We start from the raw sequence: 20,785 nt of genomic DNA, 5'->3' as shown, positions 1-20,785 counted from the left end.
GCCGTCAGGGCGCCTCGAGATGACGAAAGGGCCGTCGGCCATGACGCTCCACTCTGCGCAGAACCCGCCCGCGGGCAGCCACTCCGACAGCGGCAAGGCGCTGTACGGCGGCAAGAGTTCCCGGCGCATCACCGTCCATGACATCACCGCGGCGAAAGACCGCGGCGAGAAGTGGCCCATGCTCACCGCGTACGACGCGATGACGGCGTCCGTCTTCGACGAGTCCGGCATCCCCGTGATGCTCGTCGGCGACTCGATGGGCAACTGTCATCTGGGCTACGAGACCACCGTGCCGGTCACCCTCGACGAGATGACGATGCTGGCCGCCGCCGTCGTGCGCGGCACCAAGCGCGCGCTGATCGTCGGCGACCTGCCGTTCGGCACGTACCAGGAAGGGCCCGTACAGGCCCTGCGCAGCGCCACGCGGCTGGTGAAGGACGCCGGCGTGGGCGCGGTGAAGCTGGAGGGCGGCGAGCGCTCGCACAGCCAGATAGAGCTGCTGGTGCAGTCCGGTATCCCGGTGATGGGGCACATCGGGCTCACCCCGCAGTCGGTCAACTCGATGGGCTACCGGGTGCAGGGGCGCGGCGAGGAGGCGGCGCAGCAGATGCTGCGCGACGCCAAGGCCGTGCAGGACGCCGGTGCCTTCGCCGTCGTGCTGGAGCTGGTACCGGCCGAGCTGGCCGCCGAGGTGACCCGGATCCTGCACATTCCGACGGTCGGGATCGGCGCGGGTCCCGAGACCGACGCGCAGGTGCTCGTGTACACCGACATGGTCGGCCTCACGGGCGGCAAGGTGCCGCGCTTCACCAAGCAGTACGCGAATCTGCGGCAGACGATGGGCGACGCGGCGCGGGCGTTCGCCGAGGACGTCGTAGGCGGAACGTTCCCGCAGGAGGAGCACACGTTCCACTGACGCGCGTCGTGCACCGAAGCGCCTCCCACTGACCACTCCTCGCACATCCGACAGCCCGCCGATCATCCCCCGTCGGCGGGCTGTCGCACGTCGTCGTCCGGTCGCCGCATGGCCGCCGCATGGCCGCCGCCCGCCCGGTGTCGGGGCGTTGTCGGCGGTGTCGGCGGCCTGTCGGCGGCCTGTCGGTGGATTGTCGGTGGCGTCTGGTGCTATGTACCCATGACGCGAATCGACAAGAACCCCAGCGGCAGCCGCACGGGCATCGCCGTCGAGGTGCGGGGGCTGGTCAAGCACTACGGCGCGACCAAGGCGCTCGACGGCATCGACCTGGACGTGCGCGAAGGCACCGTCCTCGGTGTCCTCGGGCCCAACGGCGCCGGTAAGACAACTCTCGTACGGATCCTCTCCACACTGGTCCAGCCCGACGCGGGCACGGCGGTGGTCGCGGGCTACGACGTGCTGCGCCAGCCCAGGCAGTTGCGCCGCACCATAGGCCTCACCGGCCAGTACGCCTCGGTGGACGAGAAGCTGTCCGGCCGGGAGAACCTCTACATGATCGGCAGGCTGCTCGACCTGTCCCGCAAGGACGCGCGCCGCCGTGCCGACGAGCTGCTGGAGCGCTTCTCGCTCACGGACTCCGCCAAGCGGCCCGTGATGCAGTACTCCGGCGGTATGCGGCGCAGGCTCGACCTGGCCGCCTCGATGATCGGGCAGCCCGCCGTGCTCTACCTGGACGAGCCGACGACGGGCCTCGACCCCAGGACCCGCAACGAGGTCTGGGACGAGGTGCAGCGGATGGTCGCCGAAGGCGCGACGGTCCTGCTGACCACGCAGTACATGGAAGAGGCCGAGCAGCTCGCGAGCGAGCTGACGGTCATCGACAAGGGCAAGATCGTCGCCAGCGGCGCCGTGGACGAGCTGAAGGCGAAGGTCGGCGGCCGCACGCTGCAGATCAGGCCCACGGACCCGGCCCAACTGCCCGCGATGGCACGGGCGCTGACCGAGGCGGGTCTTGACGGGGTGTCCGGTACGTCCGTGGTGCCCGACGAGGGCCTGCTGTACGTTCCGATCCTCAGCGACAGCCAACTGACGGCGGTCATCGGACTGCTGGCCGAGCGCGGCTTCTCCGTCGCCCATATCGGCACCCATCTGCCCAGCCTGGACGAGGTGTTCCTGGCCATCACCGGCGAGAAGCTGACCTCCGATTCCGACACCGGGGCCGACGCCGGCTCCGCGCCCGAGGAGGTCGCCGTATGAGCACCACCACGCTTCCCGCATCCGCACCCGAGCAGACGGGCGTACCGGCCCGCAAGCCGGTCGACGAGGGGCGGATCGGGCTGCGCGCCAATGTGCGCCACATCGGCGCGCTGGCCCGGCGCAACGTCCTGCAGATCAAGCAGGACCCGGAGTCGATGTTCGACGTCCTGCTGATGCCGATCATCTTCACGCTGCTGTTCGTGTACGTCTTCGGCGGCTCCGTCGGCGCGAGCATCGGCGGCGGCCGTGAGGCCTATGTGAACTATGTGGTGCCCGGTCTGATGGCGATGATGGGCATGAACATCGCGATGGCGGTCGGCACGGGAGTCAACGACGACTTCCGCAAGGGCGTCATGGACCGGTTCCGTACGATGCCGATCGCCAGGTCGTCGGTGCTGATCGCGAAGATCGTGGTCGAGATCGGCCGGATGCTGGTCGCCACGGCGATCCTGCTCGGCATGGGCTTCCTGCTCGGCATGAGCGTCGGGACCTCCGTCCTGGAACTGCTCGCCGCCGTCGGTCTATCGCTGGTCTTCGGCGCGTCCCTGATGTGGGTCTTCATCCTGCTGGGTCTCACCATGAAGACGGCGCAGGCCGTCCAGGGGGTGGCCATGCTGGTCCTGATGCCGCTGCAGTTCGGCTCGTCGATCTTCGCACCGCCGTCGACGATGCCCGGCTGGCTGCAGAACTTCACCGACTACAACCCGCTGTCGAATCTCGCCGACGCGGCGCGCAATCTGCTGAACGGCGGCCCGGTGGCCCACTCCGTGTGGATCACGCTGGCCTGGGCGGCGGGGATCACGCTGGTGACGGCGCCGCTCGCGGTGGCCAGGTTCCGCAAGAAGTCCTGAGCCGACGACCCGGTGCTCCCGGGCTCAGACGAGGGCGACGGCCTCCTCCATCGTGAGGCCGCCGCCCTCGGCGCGTGCCGCCTCGTAGCGGGCCGTGTCACCGCCGAGCGACGCCAGCACGGCCTCGTACGCCCCCCGCATGATCGTCCGCTCGGTGGCGACGCGGAAGTGGCCCGCGGGCAGCAGGGCCTCGTACGCGCCGATCAGCCGGGCCGCGTCGTCCGCCCGTTCCCCGCCGAGACCGCCGAGCGCCCAGGCGGCCGTCAGCAGATGCAGGGCGGCCATCTCGGGGGCGATCATCCGCGACAGCGGTTCGTTCGCCTGTATCGCGGCCTCCCGCGCCAGCACGCGCGCCCGCGCGAAGTCGCCGTCCGCGCAGTCCAGCCAGGCGAAGGCGCCCTTCGCGAACCCCTCGAAGACTGCCAGCGAGTCGCTGGTGAGCGCGGGCCGCAGCAGCTCCAGTTGCTCCCTGGCCTCGTCCCTGCGCCCGCTGCGGCCGAGCCACATCGCCAGGAACAGCCGGGCGATCGGCACCGGTTCGCGGTCGGCCCGGTCGTCCGCCGCCTCCTCGCCCTCGGCCAGCGCCGCGCGCAGGATCCGCTCGCCCTCCTCCGCGTGGTCCGCCTCCAGCAGATTGCCCGCCAACCGGCAGCGCAGCAGCGTCACATGGCCGCGGGCGCCGAGACCTTCGGCGTAGCGGATGGCCGCGGTGAAGTCCTCGACGGCGCCGTCGAAGTCGCCGGCCCGCTCCCTGGCCTCGCCGTGCGCCGACAGCGCCTCGGCGGCGCCCCAGTCGTCACCGAGCCGCTCGTAGATCTCCCGGGCCCGGTCGGCGTCCCTGGCCGCGTCCTCGGCCGAAATGCCCCGGTTGGCGAGGAGGTTGGCGCGTGTCTGGAGCGCGGCTGCCAGCTCCCAGTCGAAGCCGAAGTCCTCGCAGGCGTCGACCGTCGCGTCGAGAGCCGCCAGCAGCCGTTCCCCCTGGCCGGTGAAGAGCATCGAGAAGAACCACATCGTGCCGGGGAACCGGCAGGTCTGCGGCAGTCCCGCGCGGTAGACCTCGCTCACGGAGCCGAGCCATTCGACGCGTTCGTTCATGGTCCAGTCGCGGTCCGAGTGATCCATGCTGACCAGCTCGATCAGCCGGACCTCGCGGCGCGCCTCCAGCAGCACCTCGGGGCTCATGGGCGGCGGCGCGTCCGTGCACCGCTCGTGGACCGGCTCGGCGGGCTCCAGGGGCGGGGCGAACGGATCGGGGCCGAGCGCCGCTCCCGCGCTCGCCCACTGCATGGCGTCGAAGCGCAGGTCGCGCATCTGCCAGTACCAGGCGAGTGACAGCACGAGGCAGAGCACTTCCTGCTCGTCCTCTGCGGCGACGGCCCTGCGCAGCGCGGTGCGTACGTTCTCGTTCTCCAGCTCCAGCCGGGCGAGCGCCGCGCGCTGTCCGCCGCCGCGCAGTTCGGGGTCGCTGGTCCTGGCCAGCTCGCGGTAGTAGGTCAGATGGCGCCGTTCGGTGGCCTGCCGGTCGCCGGCCTCGTCCAGCCGCTCGGCGGTGTACTCGGCGACGGTCTCCAGCAGCCGGTAGCGCATGCCGCCGTTCTCCGAAGGGGCCGCGACGACAAGGGACTTGTCGATGAGCGAGCCGAGCAGCCCGGCGACCTCGCGGGCCGGTACGCCGGGTCCCGCGCACACGGACTCGGCGGCCGTCAGGTCGCAGCCGCCGGAGAAGACCGACAGCCCGCGCAGGACGGCGCGTTCGGGCAGGGCCAGCAGGTCCCAGGACCAGTCGACCACGGCCCGCAGGGTCTGCTGGCGCGGCAGTACGGTCCTGCTGCCGCTGGTCAGCAGCCGGAACCGGTCGTCGAGCCGGTCGGCGATCTGGCGCGGCGTGAGCAACCGCAGCCGGGCGGCGGCCAGTTCGATCGCCAGCGGCAGCCCGTCGAGCCGGCGGCAGATCTCCGCGACAGCGGCGGGATCGTCCGCCGGATCGAACTCCGGCCGCACCGCCCGCGCCCGCTCCGCGAACAGTTGGTGCGCCGGGTCGCGCGGCAGCGGCTCCACGGGCCGCAGGGCCTCGCCGGGCACCCCGAGCGGTTCCCTGCTGGTGGCCAGGACGGTCAACTCGGGGCAGTGTGCCAGGAGTTCCTCGGCGAGGGTGGCGGCAGCGCCGATCACATGCTCGCAGTTGTCGAGGATCAGCAGCATCCGGCGGCGCGCGCAGTGCTCGGCCAGCCGGGCGAGCGGATCGCCGGAATGCCGTTCCACGGCGCGCAGTTCTTCGGCGCCCGCGCCGCGCAGCACGGTCTCGCGGGCGCCGAGGGCGGTCAGTACGGCCTCCGGGACGCCCTTGGGGTCGTCGAGGGGGGCGAGTTCGGCGAGCCACACGCCGTCCGGCCACCGCTCGGCCATCGCTTCCGCCGCCTCCTGCGACAGCCGGGTCTTGCCCGCGCCGCCGGGGCCGAGCAGGGTGACGAGCCTGGCCCGGCCGAGGTCGTCACGGAGGGTGTCGATGTCGCTCTCGCGGCCGACGAAGCTGGTGAGCCTGGCCCGGAGGTTGCCGCGCGCCCTCGCGGGGGCCCCGGCGGGCGCGGGACGGGCGCCCCGGAGCTGCGGGGGCGCCGGGGGCGGCGGCTCGTGCCCTTCGTGGAGCAGTTCCTGGTGCAGCGCGGCCAGTTCGGGCCCCGGGTCGGCGCCGAGCCGGTCGGCGAGCGCGTGTCTGACGTGCTCGTACGCGGCAAGCGCCTCCGCCGGGCGTGACGCGTCGCGCAGGGCGCGGATGCGCAGCGCCTGGAGTGGTTCGTCCAGCGGGAACTCGTCGCAGAGGGCGGCCAGTTCGGGTAGGGACTCCTCGGCGGCGCCCAGCGCGACAGCGGCGGCCAGCCGGGCCTTGCGGGCGCCGGTCCGCCGGGTCTCCCAGCGGACCGCCTCGGGCGCGCGCTCCGGGAGGTCGGTCAGGGCAGGCCCGTGCCAGAGCCCGAGCGCGTCGTCGAGCAGCCCCGCCGCCTTGGCCGGGTCGCCCGCCCGCAGCGCCCTGGCGCCCTCGTCGGCGAGCCGGCCGAAGCGGTGCAGATCCACGTCCTCCGCGTCGACGCCGAGCTGGTAGCCCCCTTCGTACGAGGCGACGGCGCCGGAGCCGAGCGCCCGCCGCAACCGGCCCACCAGGGCCTGCACGGCGCCCACCGCGTCGGCGGGCGGATCGCCGTCCCACACCTCGGCCACGAGCACGGCGACGGGCACGGTACGGCCGGGCCGCAGCGCGAGGGCCGTCAGCAGGGCACGCAGCCGCGCCCCGCCGATGGCGACGGGGGTGCCGTCGTCGTGCAATGCCCGGGTCGTGCCGAGGACGGAGATACGCATGGCCCCATTGTCCCTGTACGCGCCCGGCAGCTCACACCGTCCGCACGCTTCCGGCGCTGTGCCGGGCGACCACCCGGGCGACCACCCGGACGCCGACGGGACCGGGGGAACCAGGTGCCCCGTCGGGTCGTTTCCCCCGCGTCACCAGTACGGTCGATCCGCACAGCCGCCGACCAACGGGAGAACCACCCATGACCACCGCCATCAACCGCAACAGCGACCGGCGGATCAGTCCCGTCTTCGTCGGGATCGTCGCCGTCACCGCGGTGGCAGGCTGGGCCGTGTGGGAGAGGTACGCGGCCAGCGCCGGTTTCGCCGTCTTCCTGTTCGTCACGGGCGGCTGGATCGTCTCGCTCTGCCTGCACGAGTACGCGCACGCCCGCAGCGCCCTGCACAGCGGTGACATCTCCATCCCCGGCAAGGGCTATCTGACGCTCAACCCGCTCAAGTACACGCACGCGCTGCTGAGCATCGTGCTGCCGGTGGTCTTCGTGATCCTCGGCGGGATCGGGCTGCCCGGCGGTGCGGTCTTCATCGAACGGGGCCGCATCCAGGGCCGCTGGAAGCACAGCCTCATCTCGGCGGCGGGCCCGCTGACCAACGCGCTGTTCGCCGTCGTCTGCACGGCGCCGTTCTGGCTGGGCGGGCTCGACGGGGTACCGATGGAGTTCCAGTACGCGCTGGCGTTCCTCGCGCTGCTCCAGGTCACCGGCGCGATCCTGAACTTCCTGCCGGTGCCGGGGCTCGACGGCTACGGAGTGATCGAGCCCTGGCTCTCGTACAGGATCCGCCGCCAGGTCGAGCCGTTCGCACCGTTCGGGCTGATCGCGGTGTTCGTCATCCTGTACATCGGCAGCGTGAACGAGGGCTTCTTCGACGCGGTCGACGCGGTGCTGCGGTGGCTGGGCGTCAGCAACCCGAACGCGGCCTACTGCGGGCAGAACCTCTACCAGTTCTGGACGAGCACCGACCCGTACTGCAAGGCGGGCGCCGGGCTCGGCTTCAGCCGGTGACGGTCGTCGTACGGGCCGCGCGCTCCGCCTTCGCCCTGCGCAGGTAGTACCAGGACATGTTGGACGAGAGTCCCGCGATCAGCACCCATACGATGCCGAGCAGATTGCCCTGGACGAAGGAGATGACGGCGGCTGCGACGGCGAGGACGCAGACGACGGTGGCGTACACGGCGAGGCGGGGCATGGGGGTCGGCTCCTGTCGGCGGCTTCCGGACTGCGGTCGTACGCCGTCCAGTGTCCCCCATGCCCGCCGCCCGGCGGACGCCGGTCAGACGTCCGTGGCGCGCAGGCCCGCGTGGGCCTTGTAACGGCGGTTCATCGAGATCAGGTTGGCGACCAGCGACTCGACCTGGTGGGCGTTGCGCAGCCGGCCCGCGAAGACGCCCCGCATGCCGGGGATCCGGGCGGCGAGCGCCTGGACGAGGTCCGTGTCGGCCCGTACCTCACCGAGCACCATCACATCGGTGTCGATCAGCTCGATCTCCGGGTCCTGGAGCAGCACCGCCGAGAGGTGGTGGAAGGCGGCGGTCACCCGGGAGTCCGGCAGGAGCGCGGCGGCCTGTTCGGCCGCGCTGCCCTCCTCGGGGGTGAGGGCGTAGGCGCCCTTCTTGTCGAAGCCGAGCGGGTTGACGCAGTCGATGACGAGCTTGCCCGCCAGTTCGGCCTTGAGGGACTCCAGGGTCTTGGCATGGCCGTCCCACGGCACGGCGACGATGATCACGTCGCTGCGGCTCGCGCAGTCGGCGTTGGCCGCGCCCTCGACGCCGTGGCCGAGTTCGGCCGCCGCCGCCTCGGCGCGCTCGGCGGCGCGCGAGCCGATGATCACTTTCTGTCCCGCCCTGGCCAGCCGGTAGGCGAGACCGCGGCCCTGGTCGCCGGTGCCGCCGAGCACGCCGACCACGAGACCTGACACATCGGGAAGGTCCCAGGGGTCCTTGGCGGGGGGCTTGGGCGCGGCGCTGCCGTCGTCAGTAGAAGTCATGCCACTGACATTAGTTCGCGTCGGCGGATCGCGTCGGCGCTCCCCGTTCGGGTGAGGCGCGGCCGATCGGCGGGTGTGGGCGGGGCGGGCTGCGGCAGGATGCGGCGCCATGGATGCCGTACGTGTCGCCCTGCTGCGGGAAGTTCTGGCCGGTACGCGCTGGCCGTCGGCGACCCGGCGGTTCGCCGGGACGCTGCGCTCCTCCGTCGTCCCGCAGGGCGGTGGGCTGCTGCTGGTCGGCACGGAGGAGTACGAGCCGTGGCATCTGGCGGCGCATCTGGTCGACGAGGCGGCCTGGTCGGGGCAGCCCGAGCTGGCCCCCACGCTGGTACGGCACCAGGTGCGGCCGGGCGAACCGGCTCATCTCGCCGTCGGGCTCGGCCGGCTCGCCGGGGCGGGCCGGGGCTCGACGCTGCTCGTGGTGGCGCCCGACCGACCGGGCGAGGGGCTGCTGGAGCGGGTGCACGACGCGCGCAGGGCCGGTGCGACGGTGCTGGCGCTCGACAGCGGCGACCCGGAGGTGCACGGCCTCGCCCACGAGGCGCTGACGGTGCTGGAGTCCGACGCGGTGCCGGGTGTGGACTTCGACACAGTGCAGCATCTGGTCAGCGCGGCGGCCGGGGAGAACAGCGTGCCGGGACCGCGCGGCCGGCGGCGCTTCAGGGACCGGCTCTCCCGGTTCGCCGACCGGCTGACGGCGCCGCCCCCGGCCCGCTGGTAGGGGGCGCGGCGCGGGAGCGCACCGTACGAAACGCGGTTGCACCGCGCACCCTCAGGAGATCGGGCTCAGGAGATCGGGCTCAGGAGGTCGGGCCGTCGCCGCGGTTCGCGTCGTGCCAGTGGGGGTCGTTCTCCCACTCCTCGTTGCGCTCGCGCGCCGTCTCCATCGCGTGCTCGGCCTCCTGGCGGGAGGCGTAGGGCCCCATCCGGTCCTTGGCCGGGCAGTCGGGGCCCTCCTCGACCTTCTTGTGCTGCAGGCAGTAGTACCACTCGCCGGGTTTGCCGGCTGTGCGCTTCTTGAACAGGGCCATCTTCATTCCTTCCCTCGACGCCATGCTGCCCCATGAGGGGCGTTCGAACGCTGGATAGACTCTTTGTTATGTCTGGCCAGTCGCTGCTCGTACCAGGGGAGCTCTCTCCCGCACGCTCCGTCCCCGGAAACATCCGGCGCCCCGAGTACGTCGGGAAACCGATGCCGGCGCGGTACACCGGGCCTGAGGCGCAGACCGACGAGATCATCGAGCGGATGCGGATCGCGGGCCGGATCGCGGCCGACGCGCGGGAGGAGGCGGCGAAGCACATCGCGCCCGGGGTGACCACGGACGAGCTGGACCGGGTGGCCCACGCGTACATGTGCGACCACGGCGCCTACCCCTCGACGCTCGGCTACCGGGGCTTCCCCAAGTCGCTGTGCACCTCGGTCAACGAGGTGATCTGCCACGGGATCCCGGACTCGACCGTGCTGCGGGACGGCGACATCGTGAATCTGGACGTCACCGCCTACATCCACGGTGTGCACGGCGACACCAACGCCACGTATCTCTGCGGCGATGTGGACGAGGAGTCGCGGCTGCTCGTCGAGCGGACCCGCGAGTCGCTGAACCGCGCGATCAAGGCCGTCAGGCCGGGCCGGCAGATCAATGTCATCGGGCGCGTCATCGAGTCGTACGCGAAGCGCTTCGGCTACGGCGTGGTCAGGGACTTCACCGGGCACGGCATCAATACCTCGTTCCACTCGGGTCTGGTGATCCCGCACTACGACAGCCCGCAGGCCACGACCGTGATCAAGCAGGGCATGACGTTCACCATCGAGCCGATGCTGACCCTCGGCGGACACGACTACGACATGTGGGACGACGGCTGGACGGTCGTGACGAAGGACCGCAGGCGGACGGCGCAGTTCGAGCACACGCTGGTGGTGACGGCGACGGGGGCCGAGATCCTCACGCTGCCCTGAGCCGGGCGCCGGGTGGCGGGAGCCATGAGCCGGGTGGCGGACGCCGGGGTGGCGAAGTCTTACCGACAGCACGTCGGGAAACTGTTGACTTAGGTAAGCCTAAGTTAGAGGATCGGTGCTGGCGGCGCGCTGTGCCGCCGGCGCAGGCGCGTTCGCCTGCTCCCGCACCTCTCGGCCCCGGAGGCCAGCCTTGGACGCAACCGCCACCGCCACCCCGTTCTCCACCCTCCTGCGCGAGGCCACGCACGAGGAGCACACCCGGACGAACACCTCCACCTTCATGACCGACATGCTCGACGGCGGGCTCGGCGTGGACGCCTACACCCGGTACACCGAGCAACTGTGGTTCGTCTACGGGGCGCTGGAACGCGCCACCGACCTGCTGGCGGACGATCCGGTGGCCGGCCCCTTCGTCCGGACGGAGCTGGCCCGCACGCCCGAGCTGGAGCGCGATCTCGCGTATCTGAAGGGCGCCGACTGGCGCACCGGGCTGGAGCCGCTGCCGGCGACGGCCACATACGCGGCGCGAATAGAGGAGTGCGCCCGCACCTGGCCGGGCGGTTACGTCGCCCACCACTACACGCGCTACCTCGGCGACCTGTCCGGCGGCCAGATCGTCCGCGACACGGCGGAGAAGACCTGGGGCTTCGCCCGCAAGGGCGACGGGGTGCGGTTCTACGTCTTCGAGTCGATCGCCAACCCGGCGGCCTTCAAGCGGAGTTACCGCGAGATGCTCGACACGGTGGCGGCCGACGAGCTGGAGAAGCGCCGCATGGTCGAGGAGTGCAAGCGCGCTTTCGACTTCAACGGCGCCGTGTTCGCCGAGCTGACCGCGTCCTTCTCACGCACCGCGTGACCGTACCGGGGCCGGACGCTCCCTAGGCGGGGTCGTCGCCCGCAGGCCCCAACAACCGCACCCGGCCGCCGAGTTCGATCTCGCCGTCCGGGGCGGGCGCCGTGATGAGCTGGGAGCCGCGGCCCTGGGTGATGTTCAGGGCGCGGCCGAGCCGGTCCGTGAGCAGCAGCGCCGCTGCGCCCGTGGCCTCGTCCTCGTCGATGCCGTCGTCCCGGCGCGGAAAGGCGCGGGCCCTGACCCGGCCCGCCGCCTCGTCCTGCCAGGCCCAGGCGTAGAGCCAGCCCTCGCCGGGCGGCGGCGCGGGCAGCGCGTCGACCTCGGCGACGGAGCCGTACTGCCGCAGCTCGCGCGGCGGCGCCCATTCGGGCCGTGCGGTGATCCAGGTGAACTCGCCGTCCTGGCGCACCCACACCTCGCCCGCCGGCGGGTTGACCGCTTCCACGTCGAGCAGCCAGGCGACCCCCACCAGCGGGTGTCCCGCGAACGGCAGCCGCAGCCCCGGTGTGTAGATGTCCACCACGCCGCGCTCCGGGTCGTCGACGAACACCGTCTCGCTGTAGCCGAGTTCGGCGGCGATGGCCTGCCGGGACGCCTGGTCGGGATGGTTTCCGCCCTCGCGCACGACGCCGAGCATGTTGCCGTGCCGGCCGTCGGCGGCGCAGAAGACGCGGAGCACGTCGATGTCAGTCACCCCGGCATTGAAGCACCACGGCGCGCACGGCCGCACCGCCGGTTCTCGGGCGGTGCGGCCGTGCGCGTGCGCTGTCGGGTCAGCCGGCGTGCGGTGCCGTACGGCGGCGGCGCGCGGCGAAGACGACGGCTGCGCCCGCCGCAGCGATGGCGCCGGCGGCGCCGAGGAGGGCGCCGGTGGGCAGGTCGGAGCCGGTGGAGGCGAGGGCGCCGGTGTCGGTCGTCAGACCGCTGCCGCCGACGGAACCGCCGCCCGTGGTGCCGCCGGTGCCGGAGCCGCCCGTGCTGCCGGACGGGCTGTCCGTGCCACCCGTACCGCCGTTGCCGCCGATGCCGCCGGGGAGGTCGGCGTCCGCGTCCAGGGAGACCGCGAGTGTGAGCGTGTCGAGGGCCGTGCCCGCCGGGTACATCCCGCCGAACGCCTTGGTGCCGTCGGCGGTGAGGGTCGCGGGGACGGCGCTCAGGGTCAGCACGCCGTCCTTGGCGGCGAGTTCACCGGCCGGGAGGTCGAGCGTGGCGAAGGTCAGGTCCTGGTACGTCGAGACCTTGCGCGTCTCGCGGTCCTTGGTGGCCACATCGGCGACGAGCGTGCCCTTGCCGTCCTTCACCGCGACCTGGAAGCCGCTGAGGGTGAGGTCGAGGACGTACTCGCCTGCCTCCTGGTGGCCGAGGAAGCGGACGCTGCCGCCGAAGGACGCGGCCAGGCTCTGCGCGTCGGCGTCGAAGGTGCCGGTGCCCTTGGGGAAGCGGTACGCGGCGCCCGACTGGGTGGCGCCCGCGGCGAGTTCGACCTTGCCGGCCGCGATCGGGCCCGTGATGTACGTACGGAAGGACTCCTTGACGCCCCAGTCGAGGTTGCCGTCCACGATCGCGCCGTCCACGGCGGCCGGCTGGGAGGCGGAGGGCGGGACCGGGGTCGAGCCGGTGGGCGTCGGGGTGGGCTTCGTGGTCGCGGGCGGGTCGGTGGGCGCGGTCTCGGTGGGGGTGGGCTCCGGGTCTGTGCCGGGGTCGGTGACGGTCGGCGAGGGGTCGGGCTCCGGGGTCGCGTAGTGGACGGCGAGCGTGGCCGGGTCGAGCGCCGTGCCTTCCGCGTACATGCCGTTGAACGCCTTGGCGCCGTCGGCGGTCAGCTTGGCCGGGATGTCCTTGAAGACCATCGCGCCGTCGGCCGTCTCCGGGCGGACGCCCGCCAGGTCGATCGAGGCGAGGTCGATGTCGTCCTGGGTGGCGCCGTTGAGGGTGACGTCCGCCTGGATGGCGCCTGTGGTGCCCTCGGTGACGAGCTTGACGTCGGCGACCTTGATGTCGAAGCCGTGGGCGGCCGACGAGAAGCGCACGGCGCCGTCGAAGTCCGTGCTGACGTTGTGGGTGGCCGGGTCGTAGGAGCCGGTGCCGTTGCCGAAGGTGAAGGCGCCGTTGCCGGCCGCCTGGGTGGCGCCGTCGGACGGGGTGACGGTGCCGGCGGCGATACCGGTCACGTAGGAGCGGAAGGACTGCTTGAGGCCCCAGTCCAGGGTGGAGTCGGTCAGCGCGAGCTTCGGTGCGGCGGCGGGCGCCGCCTGCGCCGCGGCGGGTCTGCCGGCGGCGAACGCCGGGAGCGCGAAGGCCGTCGCTCCCAGGGCGGTCACCGTCGCTACGGCGGCGGCGAGTGCTATGGGACGGGCGGTGGTTGCCATGGTTCGGAGGTCTCCTCTGAGGTGGTGTGTCGTGCTGCGTGAGGGGGTGGTGCGAGCGGGCTCAGCGCGCGGTGCGTCGCCTGAGGGCGACGTACACGCCGAGTGCCGCGAGGACGAGCACACCGGCGCCGATCGCCGCGTAGGTCCCGGCGCCGGTGGACGGCGCGGACGAAGCGGCTTCGGCGGGCTGCTCGGTGGGGTCGGTGGTGGCGCGCGGCGGCGCGGACGGCGCCGCCGACGCGGCCAGGGCGGTGTCGCTGCCGAGGTCGGGCAGGGCGGGCAGTTGGGCCTTCGTGTCGACGGCGACGGCGAGCGAGAGGGGGTCCATCGCCGTGCCCGCCCCGTAGAGGGAGCCGAAGACCTTGGCGCCCCGCGAAGTGAGCTTGGTGGGAGCCTCGTTGACCCGTACCAGCCCCTTCTTGGCGGTGAGGTCCTGCGCGGGGAACGTCACCAGGGGCACGGCGTTCGCGGACAGCGTGCCGGTGCCGTCCTTCACCCGCACGGTGACCTTGGTCAGTGTCAGGTCGAGTCCGGTGCCCTGGAAGCGGACACTGCCGTCGAAGGCCGCGTCCAGTGTGCGGTGGGCGGGGTCGTAGCTGCCCTTCCCGCGCGGGAAGCGGAACAGCGCGCCGCCGTCCTGCGCGCCGCCGCTCAGCGTCCACTTCCCCTGGGCGATGGGGCCGGTGACGTACTCGCGGTAGGTGCGGCGGACGCCCCAGTCGACGGCCGCCGTCCGGAAGGCGCCGGCGGTGTGTTTCTTCGGTGTGCGGGATTTCGGTGTGCCCGGTTTCGACGCGGACGTCGTCGCCGGGGCCGGCTCGGCGGGGGTCAGTGTGTCGACCGAGAGGCTGACCGGGTCGAGCGCGGTACCGGCCGTGTAGTACCCGGCGAAGGCGGTGGCGCCCTGCGCGGTGAGCCTGGCAGGGAGGTTGTTGAGGGTGACGGGGGTCGAGCCGCCGCGCATGGAGATGCCGGACAGGCCGAGGGTGGCGAGCGGGACCTGGGCTGCCGTACTGACCCTGCCGGACCCCTTGGCCTTGCTGGTCATGTCCGCGTAGAGGGTGCCCGCGCCGCCGGAGATCCGCACCGTCGGCCGGCTGATGGTGAGGTCGAGTTCGTACGAGCCGTCCGTCTTGCGGTGGCCGAGGAAGTGCACGCCGCCCGAGAAGCCGGCCCGCAGCGCGCCGCTGTCCGGGTCGTAGGAGCCGGTGGCCGAGTGGAACTGGAACTGGCTGCCGCCGACGGTCGCCGCGCCTCCGGTGAGGCGCCAACTCCCGTTCGCGATGGGCCCGGTGACATAGCTCTGGAACGAGGACTTGATGCCCCAGACGAGTCTGCCGCCCCGCACCGTACGGTCCGCCGCCTGCGCGCCGCCTGCGGGGAGCAGCGCTCCCGGCAGGGCGACGAGCAGTGCGGCGGCAAGTACGCGCACGGGTCTGAAGGGCAGCATAGCGGGACTCCTGGAGGGCGTGGGAGATACGGGACTCGCTAGGAAGGTAAGGCTAACCTAAGCTACATTCAAGCCAGAGCGGAACCCTCCGCCACCACAGGAACAGGACGGTGCACTCCGTGCACAGATCACGCCTGGCGGGTGCACTCGTCTCGGTGCTCGCCCTCGCCATGACCGCGACCGGCTGCGGCGCCGACGGTGGCACCAGCGCGAGCAGCACCGGCACCGCCGCACGCCCGGTCGACCGCGTCGAGCCGCTGGCGACAACCCCCGTACCCCGGCTGCCCGTCACCGTCGACTCCGCCGACGGCGGCAGGACCACCGTCACCTCGACCGACCGGATCGTGCCGCTCACCGGCTCGCTGAGCGAGATCGTCTTCACCCTGGGCCTCGGCAAGCACGTCGTGGCGCGCGACATCACCGCCACCTTCGCGCAGGCGGCCCAACTGCCCGTGGTGACACGGGCGCACGACGTCTCGGCGGAGAGCGTGCTCTCCCTGCGCCCCACGCTCGTCATCGCCGACACGACCACGGGACCCGCCGAGGCCGTCGACCAGATACGCGCCGCCGGTGTGCCGCTGCTCGTCGTGAAGCCGGCGAAGTCGCTCGCCGATGTGGGCCCCCGGATCGACACGGTGGCCGCGGCCCTCGGCGTCAAGGCGGCGGGCACCGCGCTCAAGGAGCGTACGGAGCAGCGGATCGCCGCCGTACGGAAGGACATTCCGGCGCACGGGAAGGGCGGCGGGCCCCGGGTCGCCTTCCTCTATCTGCGCGGTTCGGCCTCGGTGTATCTGCTCGGCGGCGCCGGGTCCGGGGCGAGTTCGCTGCTCGAAGCGGCCGGAGCCGTCGACGCGGGCAAGGCGTCCGGGCTGCGGAAGGACTTCACGGCCATCACCAGCGAGGCGCTGGCGAAGGCGGCGCCCGACGCGATCCTCGTCATGACCAAGGGACTTGAGTCCGTGGGCGGCCCCGAAGGGCTGGTGAAGATCCCGGGCGTCGCGGAGACCCCGGCGGGGATGGACCGCAGGATCGTCTCGGTCGACGACGGGGTCCTGCTGAACTACGGCCCGCGCACCGACGAGGTGCTGAAGTCGGTCGTCGACCAGCTCTACCCGGACGGGAAGTGACGGGCCGTGACATCGACGTCACGACCGACGTCCGGACCGACGCCGTCCCCGGCGTCACGTACGTCCGCCGCGCCGCGCGTACGGCTGCCCGGTAACACCGCGCTGCTGACCGGCGGGATGCTCGCCGCGCTGCTGCTCCTCGCGCTGCTCTCCGCCGGCATCGGCGCGTACCACATCCCCTTCGGCGACGTACTGGCCTCCGTACAGCACCGGTTGGGGCTCGGCGGTACCCCGCTCGACCGGGTCGGCGAGAGCGTCCTGTGGAACGTACGGCTGCCGCGCGTGGTGCTCGCGCTGCTCGTCGGCTCGTCGCTGGGCTGCGCCGGGGCCCTGATGCAGGGGGTGTTCGGCAATCCGCTCGCCGAACCCGGCGTCATCGGGATCTCGTCCGGGGCCGCCGTGGGCGCCGTCGCCTCGATCGCGCTGGGGCTGACCTTCTTCGGCAACTGGACGGTGACCGTCTGCGCGTTCGCCGCCGGGCTGGTGACCGTCCTGCTGGTGTACGCGCTGTCCCGCTCCGGCGGCCGTACGGAAGTGGTGACCCTGATCCTCACCGGCATCGCGGTGAACGCGTTCGCCGGGGCGCTGATCGGTCTGTTCATCTTCTTCGCCGACAGCGCGCAGATCAGCCAGATCACCTTCTGGCAGCTCGGCTCGCTGGCGCAGGCGACCTGGCCGAAGGTGCTCGCCGTGCTGCCGTGCGCGCTGGCGGGCCTCGCCGTGGCGCCGTTCTCCGCAGGCAAGTTGGATCTGCTCGCGCTCGGTGAGCGGCCCGCCCGCCATCTCGGCGTCGATGTGGAGCGGCTGCGGGTGGTGCTGGTCCTGGTGGTGGCGCTGCTCACGGCGGCCGCCGTCGCCGTGGCCGGAATCATCACGTTCGTCGGACTGCTCGTACCGCACCTGCTGCGGATGGCGCACGGGCCCGGACACCGGTTCTTGGTGCCGGGCAGCGCACTGGGCGGCGCGCTGGTGCTGGTGGCGGGCGATCTGGCGGCCCGTACGGTCGCCGCGCCCGCCGAGCTTCCGCTGGGGGTGCTGACGGCCCTGTTCGGCAGCCCGTTCTTCTTCTGGCTGCTCCGCAGGACCCGGCGCGGACAAGGTGGCTGGGCATGATCATCAACCGTCTCTTCGGTGACGCGCGCGGACTCGCGCTGCCCGAACGCCCCTCCCCCGGCGCGCCCGTCGCCGAAGCCACCGGACTCCATGTCCGGCTCGGCGCGCGCTCCGTGCCCACCAAGGACACGCCCGGTAGGGACGTGCTCGCCGGGATCGATCTGCGGGTGCGCGCCGGTGACGTGCTCGCGCTCGTCGGACCCAACGGCGCCGGCAAGTCCACGCTGCTCGCCGCGCTCGCGGGCGATCTGCCGCCCACGGACGGCGGGATACGGCTCTGCGGCCGTCCCGCCGCCGACTGGTCGGCCGCCGAACTCGCCCTGCGCCGCTCCGTGCTGCCCCAGGCCGCCACCCTCTCGTTCCCGTTCCCGGTCGGGGATGTCATACGGATGGGCCGGGCGCCCTGGGCGGGCACGGAGCGGGCCGACGAGGACGAGGCGGCCGTCGCGGAGGCGATGGCGGCCACCGAGGTCGGCGCGTTCGCCGGCCGGCCCTTCTCCGCGCTCTCCGGCGGCGAACGGGCCCGGGTCGCGCTGGCGAGGGTGCTCGCCCAGCGGACCCCGCTGCTGCTGCTCGACGAGCCGACGGCCGCGCTCGATCTGCGCCACCAGGAACTGGTGTTGCGGATCTGCCGGGAGCGGGCGGCCGCCGGGGACGCCGTCGTGGTCGTCCTGCACGATCTGGGGCTCGCCGCAGCGCACGCCGACCGCGTCGCCGTACTGCACGACGGCGTGATCGCCGCCGAGGGACCGCCCGCCGAGACCCTGGACGCCGAACTGCTCAGCCGGGTCTACCGGCAGCCCGTCGAGGTGTTTCCGCACCCGCGGACGGGGGTGCCGCTCGTGATCCCCGAGCGAGCACCGAAACCGCCTTCTTGACCTGCGCTTTACCTGATCGTGGGACGACCCGCAGCAGACCGTGACCGCACTGTGTCCCGGACCTGAAAGTGACCGAAGAGTGAGATACGTATCACTGGACGGACGCCCATCGGCCAGGTAAGCCTTCGTTAAGTTAGGTCTGCCTCACCTGCTCGTGCCACCTACCTCTTCCAGCCATTGTGGAGCCCCGCATGCGCCCCGTCCGTCTCTCCGTCGTCACCGCGGCCACCGCACTGGCCGCTCTGACCGCCGTCACCGGCTGCGCCGACAAGAGCGACTCCAAAGCCTCCAGCGGCGGCAGCGGCTCCATCCAGGTCACCGCCAAGGACGACTCCTGCACCGTCTCGAAGAAGTCGTTCCCCTCGGGCCATGTCGAACTGGCCGTGGAGAACAAGGGTTCCAGAGTCACCGAGGTCGAACTGCTCTTCCCCGACGACCGGATCGTCACCGAGCGCGAGAACCTCGGCCCCAGCACCAGCGCGAAGATCACCGCCGAGGTGAAGGCCGGTTCGTACGAGATCGCCTGCATCCCCGGCATGAAGGGCGACGGCATACGCCAGAAGGTCACCGTCACCGGCGGTACCGCCGCCAAGCGCAGCCCGGAGATGGACGCGGCCGTCGCCGGCTACCGCAAGTACGCGCAGGAGCAGGCCGACGCGACGCTGCCGAAGGTGAAGGTGTTCACCGACGCCGTGCGCGCGGGTGACCTGGAGGCCGCCAAGAACGCCTTCGCGCTCTCCCGCGTGGGCTGGGAGCGCACCGAGCCGGTGGCCGAGTCCTTCGGCGACATCGACCCGAAGACGGACACCCGCGCCGACGGCCTGGAGGCGGGCCAGAAGTGGACCGGCTGGCACGCGCTGGAGAAGCAGCTCTGGCAGGACAAGAAGCTCGGCTCCGACGCGGCGCCGCTCGCCGACCTGTTGGACAAGGACCTCGCCGACTGGCAGCAGCGCGTGGGCAAGGCCGAGATCACCCCGACCTCCATGGCCAACGGCGCCAAGGAGCTGCTGGACGAGGTCGCTTCGGGGAAGGTCACGGGCGAGGAGGACCGCTACAGCCACACCGACCTGTCCGACTTCAAGGCGAACGTCGAGGGCGCCCAGCAGGCGTACGAACTCCTCAAGCCCATCGCGTCGAAGAACGACGCGGCGCTCACCACCGAGCTGGACAAGCAGTTCACCGCGATCGGCGCGCTGCTCGACAAGTACCGCAGCACGTCGAGCCCCGACGGCTTCGTCTCGTACGACAAGGTCACCAAGGAGCAGCGCAAGGAGCTTTCGAACGGCGTGAACGCGCTCGCCGAGCCGCTCTCGAAGCTCGCTGCCGCCGTCACCAAGTAAGCCCGGGATGAGGCCGAGCAAGACCGAGATGAGGGGAGAGCCCACGATGGACGAGGCGACCAACTCGTCTTCCCCGTCGCGCCGTTCGCTGCTGGGCTGGGGCGGCGCCGGGCTCGCGCTCGGCGCCGCCGCGGCCGGCGGTACGGTCGCGGCCCTGCGGGACGGGGGCGGTGACTCGGCGGCGCCCGCCGCCGATACGGGCGCCGCCGTGGCCTTCCACGGCCCGCACCAGGCCGGGATCGCGACCGCGGTACAGGACCGGCTGCACTTCGCCTCGTTCGACGTGACGACGGAAGACCGCGCGGAACTGGTCCAGTTGCTGAAGGACTGGACGCGGGCCGCCGAGCGGCTGACCGCGGGCAGCACCATCGGCGAAGGCGCCTTCGGCGGTATCGACGAGGCGCCGCCGGACGACACGGGCGAGGCGGTCGGGCTTCGCCCGTCCCGGCTCACCCTGACCGTGGGCTTCGGCCCAGGCCTGTTCGCCAAGGGCCGGTTCGGGCTCGAAGGACAGCGCCCGCCGGCCCTGGCCGACCTGCCGAAGTTCCCCGGCGACAACCTCGACCCGGCGCGCAGCGGCGGCGATCTGTGCGTCCAGGCCTGCGCCGACGACCCGCAGGTCGCGGTGCACGCGATCCGCAACCTGGCGCGGATCGGCTTCGGCAAGGTCGCCGTCCGCTGGTCCCAACTGGGCTTCGGCAAGACCTCGTCCACCACCCCCGACGCCCAGACGCCGCGCAACCTCTTCGGGTTCAAGGACGGCACGGTCAACATCTCGGGCACCGACACCAAGACGCTCGACGAGCATGTCTGGGTGCCGGAGAAGGACGGGCCCGGCTGGATGACCGGCGGCTCCTACCTCGTGGCCCGCCGGATCTCGATGCGCATCGAGATCTGGGACCGCACCGGGCTCAAGGAGCAGGAGGACGTCTTCGGCCGCGACAAGGGCGAAGGCGCCGCCTACGGCAAGGCGCACGAGCGTGACAAGCCCAACCTCAAGGCGCTGCCGCCGACTTCGCACGTACGCCTGGCCCACCCCGACACCAACAACGGGGCCAGGCTGCTGCGCCGCGGCTACTCCTTCACCGACGGCACCGACGGACTCGGCCGGCTCGACGCGGGGCTGTTCTTCCTCGCGTACCAGCGCGACATCCGCGACGCCTTCATCCCCGTACAGACGCGCCTCGCGCGCACCGACGCGCTCAACGAGTACATCCAGCACGTGGGTTCAGCGGTCTTCGCGATCCCGCCGGGCGTCCGCGACAAGGACGACTGGTGGGGCCGGGCCCTGGTCTCCTGAGCAACTGATCTCCTGAGCAGAAGGG

Annotated in this window: 19 protein-coding genes; 12 read left to right on the top strand and 7 right to left on the bottom strand. The window is 72.1% G+C overall.

From position 1 onward, the window contains the following. Positions 1 to 40 precede the first annotated feature (40 nt). From panB to ACZ63I_RS25160, 3 genes are all read left to right on the top strand, one after another. Complete coding sequence (gene panB / locus ACZ63I_RS25170) at positions 41 to 916, top strand: 3-methyl-2-oxobutanoate hydroxymethyltransferase (RefSeq protein ID WP_469341258.1); 876 nt, start codon at positions 41 to 43, stop codon at positions 914 to 916. Between the two features lie 219 nt (positions 917 to 1,135). Continuing rightward, positions 1,136 to 2,173 carry an ATP-binding cassette domain-containing protein gene (locus ACZ63I_RS25165; protein WP_469341257.1) on the top strand — a complete coding sequence of 346 codons (1,038 nt, stop codon included), beginning with the start codon at positions 1,136 to 1,138 and terminating at the stop codon, positions 2,171 to 2,173. After that, complete coding sequence (locus ACZ63I_RS25160; RefSeq protein ID WP_469341256.1) at positions 2,170 to 3,024, top strand: ABC transporter permease; 855 nt, start codon at positions 2,170 to 2,172, stop codon at positions 3,022 to 3,024. The genes ACZ63I_RS25165 and ACZ63I_RS25160 overlap by 4 nt, the downstream gene beginning before the upstream one ends. Before the next feature lie 24 nt (positions 3,025 to 3,048). Here ACZ63I_RS25160 and ACZ63I_RS25155 read toward each other — a convergent pair whose 3' ends face one another. Next, positions 3,049 to 6,378 (bottom strand): ATP-binding protein, encoded by a 3,330-nt coding sequence (locus ACZ63I_RS25155; RefSeq protein WP_469341255.1) that lies wholly within the window; start codon positions 6,376 to 6,378, stop codon positions 3,049 to 3,051. Between the two features lie 191 nt (positions 6,379 to 6,569). Between ACZ63I_RS25155 and ACZ63I_RS25150 the strand changes: the two genes are divergently transcribed. Beyond that, positions 6,570 to 7,391, top strand: a complete 822-nt coding sequence (locus tag ACZ63I_RS25150) for a site-2 protease family protein (RefSeq protein ID WP_469341254.1) — start codon at positions 6,570 to 6,572, stop codon at positions 7,389 to 7,391. Here ACZ63I_RS25150 and ACZ63I_RS25145 read toward each other — a convergent pair. Together ACZ63I_RS25145 and npdG are read right to left on the bottom strand one after the other, a co-directional pair. Then, positions 7,381 to 7,575 (bottom strand): hypothetical protein, encoded by a 195-nt coding sequence (locus ACZ63I_RS25145; RefSeq protein ID WP_469341253.1) that lies wholly within the window; start codon positions 7,573 to 7,575, stop codon positions 7,381 to 7,383. The genes ACZ63I_RS25150 and ACZ63I_RS25145 overlap by 11 nt on opposite strands. An 84-nt stretch (positions 7,576 to 7,659) precedes the next feature. Continuing rightward, positions 7,660 to 8,373, bottom strand: coding sequence for an NADPH-dependent F420 reductase (gene npdG / locus ACZ63I_RS25140; RefSeq protein ID WP_469341252.1), 714 nt, complete (start codon positions 8,371 to 8,373; stop codon positions 7,660 to 7,662). 109 nt (positions 8,374 to 8,482) lie between these two features. Between npdG and ACZ63I_RS25135 the strand changes: the two genes are divergently transcribed. Beyond that, positions 8,483 to 9,094 (top strand): hypothetical protein, encoded by a 612-nt coding sequence (locus ACZ63I_RS25135; protein ID WP_469341251.1) that lies wholly within the window; start codon positions 8,483 to 8,485, stop codon positions 9,092 to 9,094. A 79-nt stretch (positions 9,095 to 9,173) separates the two neighbouring features. Here the strand turns inward: ACZ63I_RS25135 and ACZ63I_RS25130 are convergent, their stop codons facing one another. Next, positions 9,174 to 9,404 (bottom strand): hypothetical protein, encoded by a 231-nt coding sequence (locus tag ACZ63I_RS25130; RefSeq protein ID WP_469341250.1) that lies wholly within the window; start codon positions 9,402 to 9,404, stop codon positions 9,174 to 9,176. Positions 9,405 to 9,472: 68 nt separating this feature from the next. Between ACZ63I_RS25130 and map the strand changes: the two genes are divergently transcribed. Together map and ACZ63I_RS25120 are read left to right on the top strand one after the other, a co-directional pair. After that, positions 9,473 to 10,330, top strand: a complete 858-nt coding sequence (map, locus tag ACZ63I_RS25125; protein ID WP_469341249.1) for a type I methionyl aminopeptidase — start codon at positions 9,473 to 9,475, stop codon at positions 10,328 to 10,330. A 190-nt stretch (positions 10,331 to 10,520) separates the two neighbouring features. Further along, a complete protein-coding gene (locus ACZ63I_RS25120) occupies positions 10,521 to 11,186 on the top strand; it encodes a biliverdin-producing heme oxygenase (RefSeq protein ID WP_469341248.1) in 666 nt (221 codons plus the stop codon). 22 nt (positions 11,187 to 11,208) lie between these two features. On the opposite strand, the gene ACZ63I_RS25115 is transcribed toward ACZ63I_RS25120, so the two are convergent. From ACZ63I_RS25115 to ACZ63I_RS25105, 3 genes are all read right to left on the bottom strand, one after another. Then, complete coding sequence (locus tag ACZ63I_RS25115; RefSeq protein WP_469341373.1) at positions 11,209 to 11,820, bottom strand: PhzF family phenazine biosynthesis protein; 612 nt, start codon at positions 11,818 to 11,820, stop codon at positions 11,209 to 11,211. Between the two features lie 136 nt (positions 11,821 to 11,956). Beyond that, positions 11,957 to 13,552: an HtaA domain-containing protein gene (locus tag ACZ63I_RS25110; protein WP_469341247.1), complete on the bottom strand. Its 1,596-nt coding sequence runs from the start codon at positions 13,550 to 13,552 to the stop codon at positions 11,957 to 11,959. A 61-nt stretch (positions 13,553 to 13,613) separates the two neighbouring features. Further along, positions 13,614 to 15,002, bottom strand: a complete 1,389-nt coding sequence (locus ACZ63I_RS25105) for an HtaA domain-containing protein (protein ID WP_469341246.1) — start codon at positions 15,000 to 15,002, stop codon at positions 13,614 to 13,616. 170 nt (positions 15,003 to 15,172) lie between these two features. Between ACZ63I_RS25105 and ACZ63I_RS25100 the strand changes: the two genes are divergently transcribed. From ACZ63I_RS25100 to efeB, 5 genes are all read left to right on the top strand, one after another. Beyond that, on the top strand, positions 15,173 to 16,129 hold the full coding sequence (locus tag ACZ63I_RS25100) for a heme/hemin ABC transporter substrate-binding protein (protein ID WP_469341372.1): 957 nt from the start codon (positions 15,173 to 15,175) through the stop codon (positions 16,127 to 16,129). Between the two features lie 84 nt (positions 16,130 to 16,213). Next, positions 16,214 to 17,242 (top strand): FecCD family ABC transporter permease, encoded by a 1,029-nt coding sequence (locus ACZ63I_RS25095; protein ID WP_469341371.1) that lies wholly within the window; start codon positions 16,214 to 16,216, stop codon positions 17,240 to 17,242. Further along, complete coding sequence (locus ACZ63I_RS25090) at positions 17,239 to 18,120, top strand: heme ABC transporter ATP-binding protein (RefSeq protein WP_469341245.1); 882 nt, start codon at positions 17,239 to 17,241, stop codon at positions 18,118 to 18,120. The genes ACZ63I_RS25095 and ACZ63I_RS25090 overlap by 4 nt, the downstream gene beginning before the upstream one ends. 191 nt (positions 18,121 to 18,311) lie before the next feature. Then, positions 18,312 to 19,460 (top strand): iron uptake system protein EfeO, encoded by a 1,149-nt coding sequence (gene efeO / locus ACZ63I_RS25085; RefSeq protein ID WP_469341244.1) that lies wholly within the window; start codon positions 18,312 to 18,314, stop codon positions 19,458 to 19,460. A 46-nt stretch (positions 19,461 to 19,506) separates the two neighbouring features. Next, complete coding sequence (gene efeB, locus ACZ63I_RS25080) at positions 19,507 to 20,760, top strand: iron uptake transporter deferrochelatase/peroxidase subunit (protein ID WP_469341243.1); 1,254 nt, start codon at positions 19,507 to 19,509, stop codon at positions 20,758 to 20,760. Positions 20,761 to 20,785 lie beyond the last annotated feature (25 nt).

This window comes from Streptomyces sp. NPDC087906 (assembly GCF_055584925.1).
Note: the sequence above shows the minus strand (reverse complement) of the source record. Positions and strands in the feature narration are given on the sequence as shown.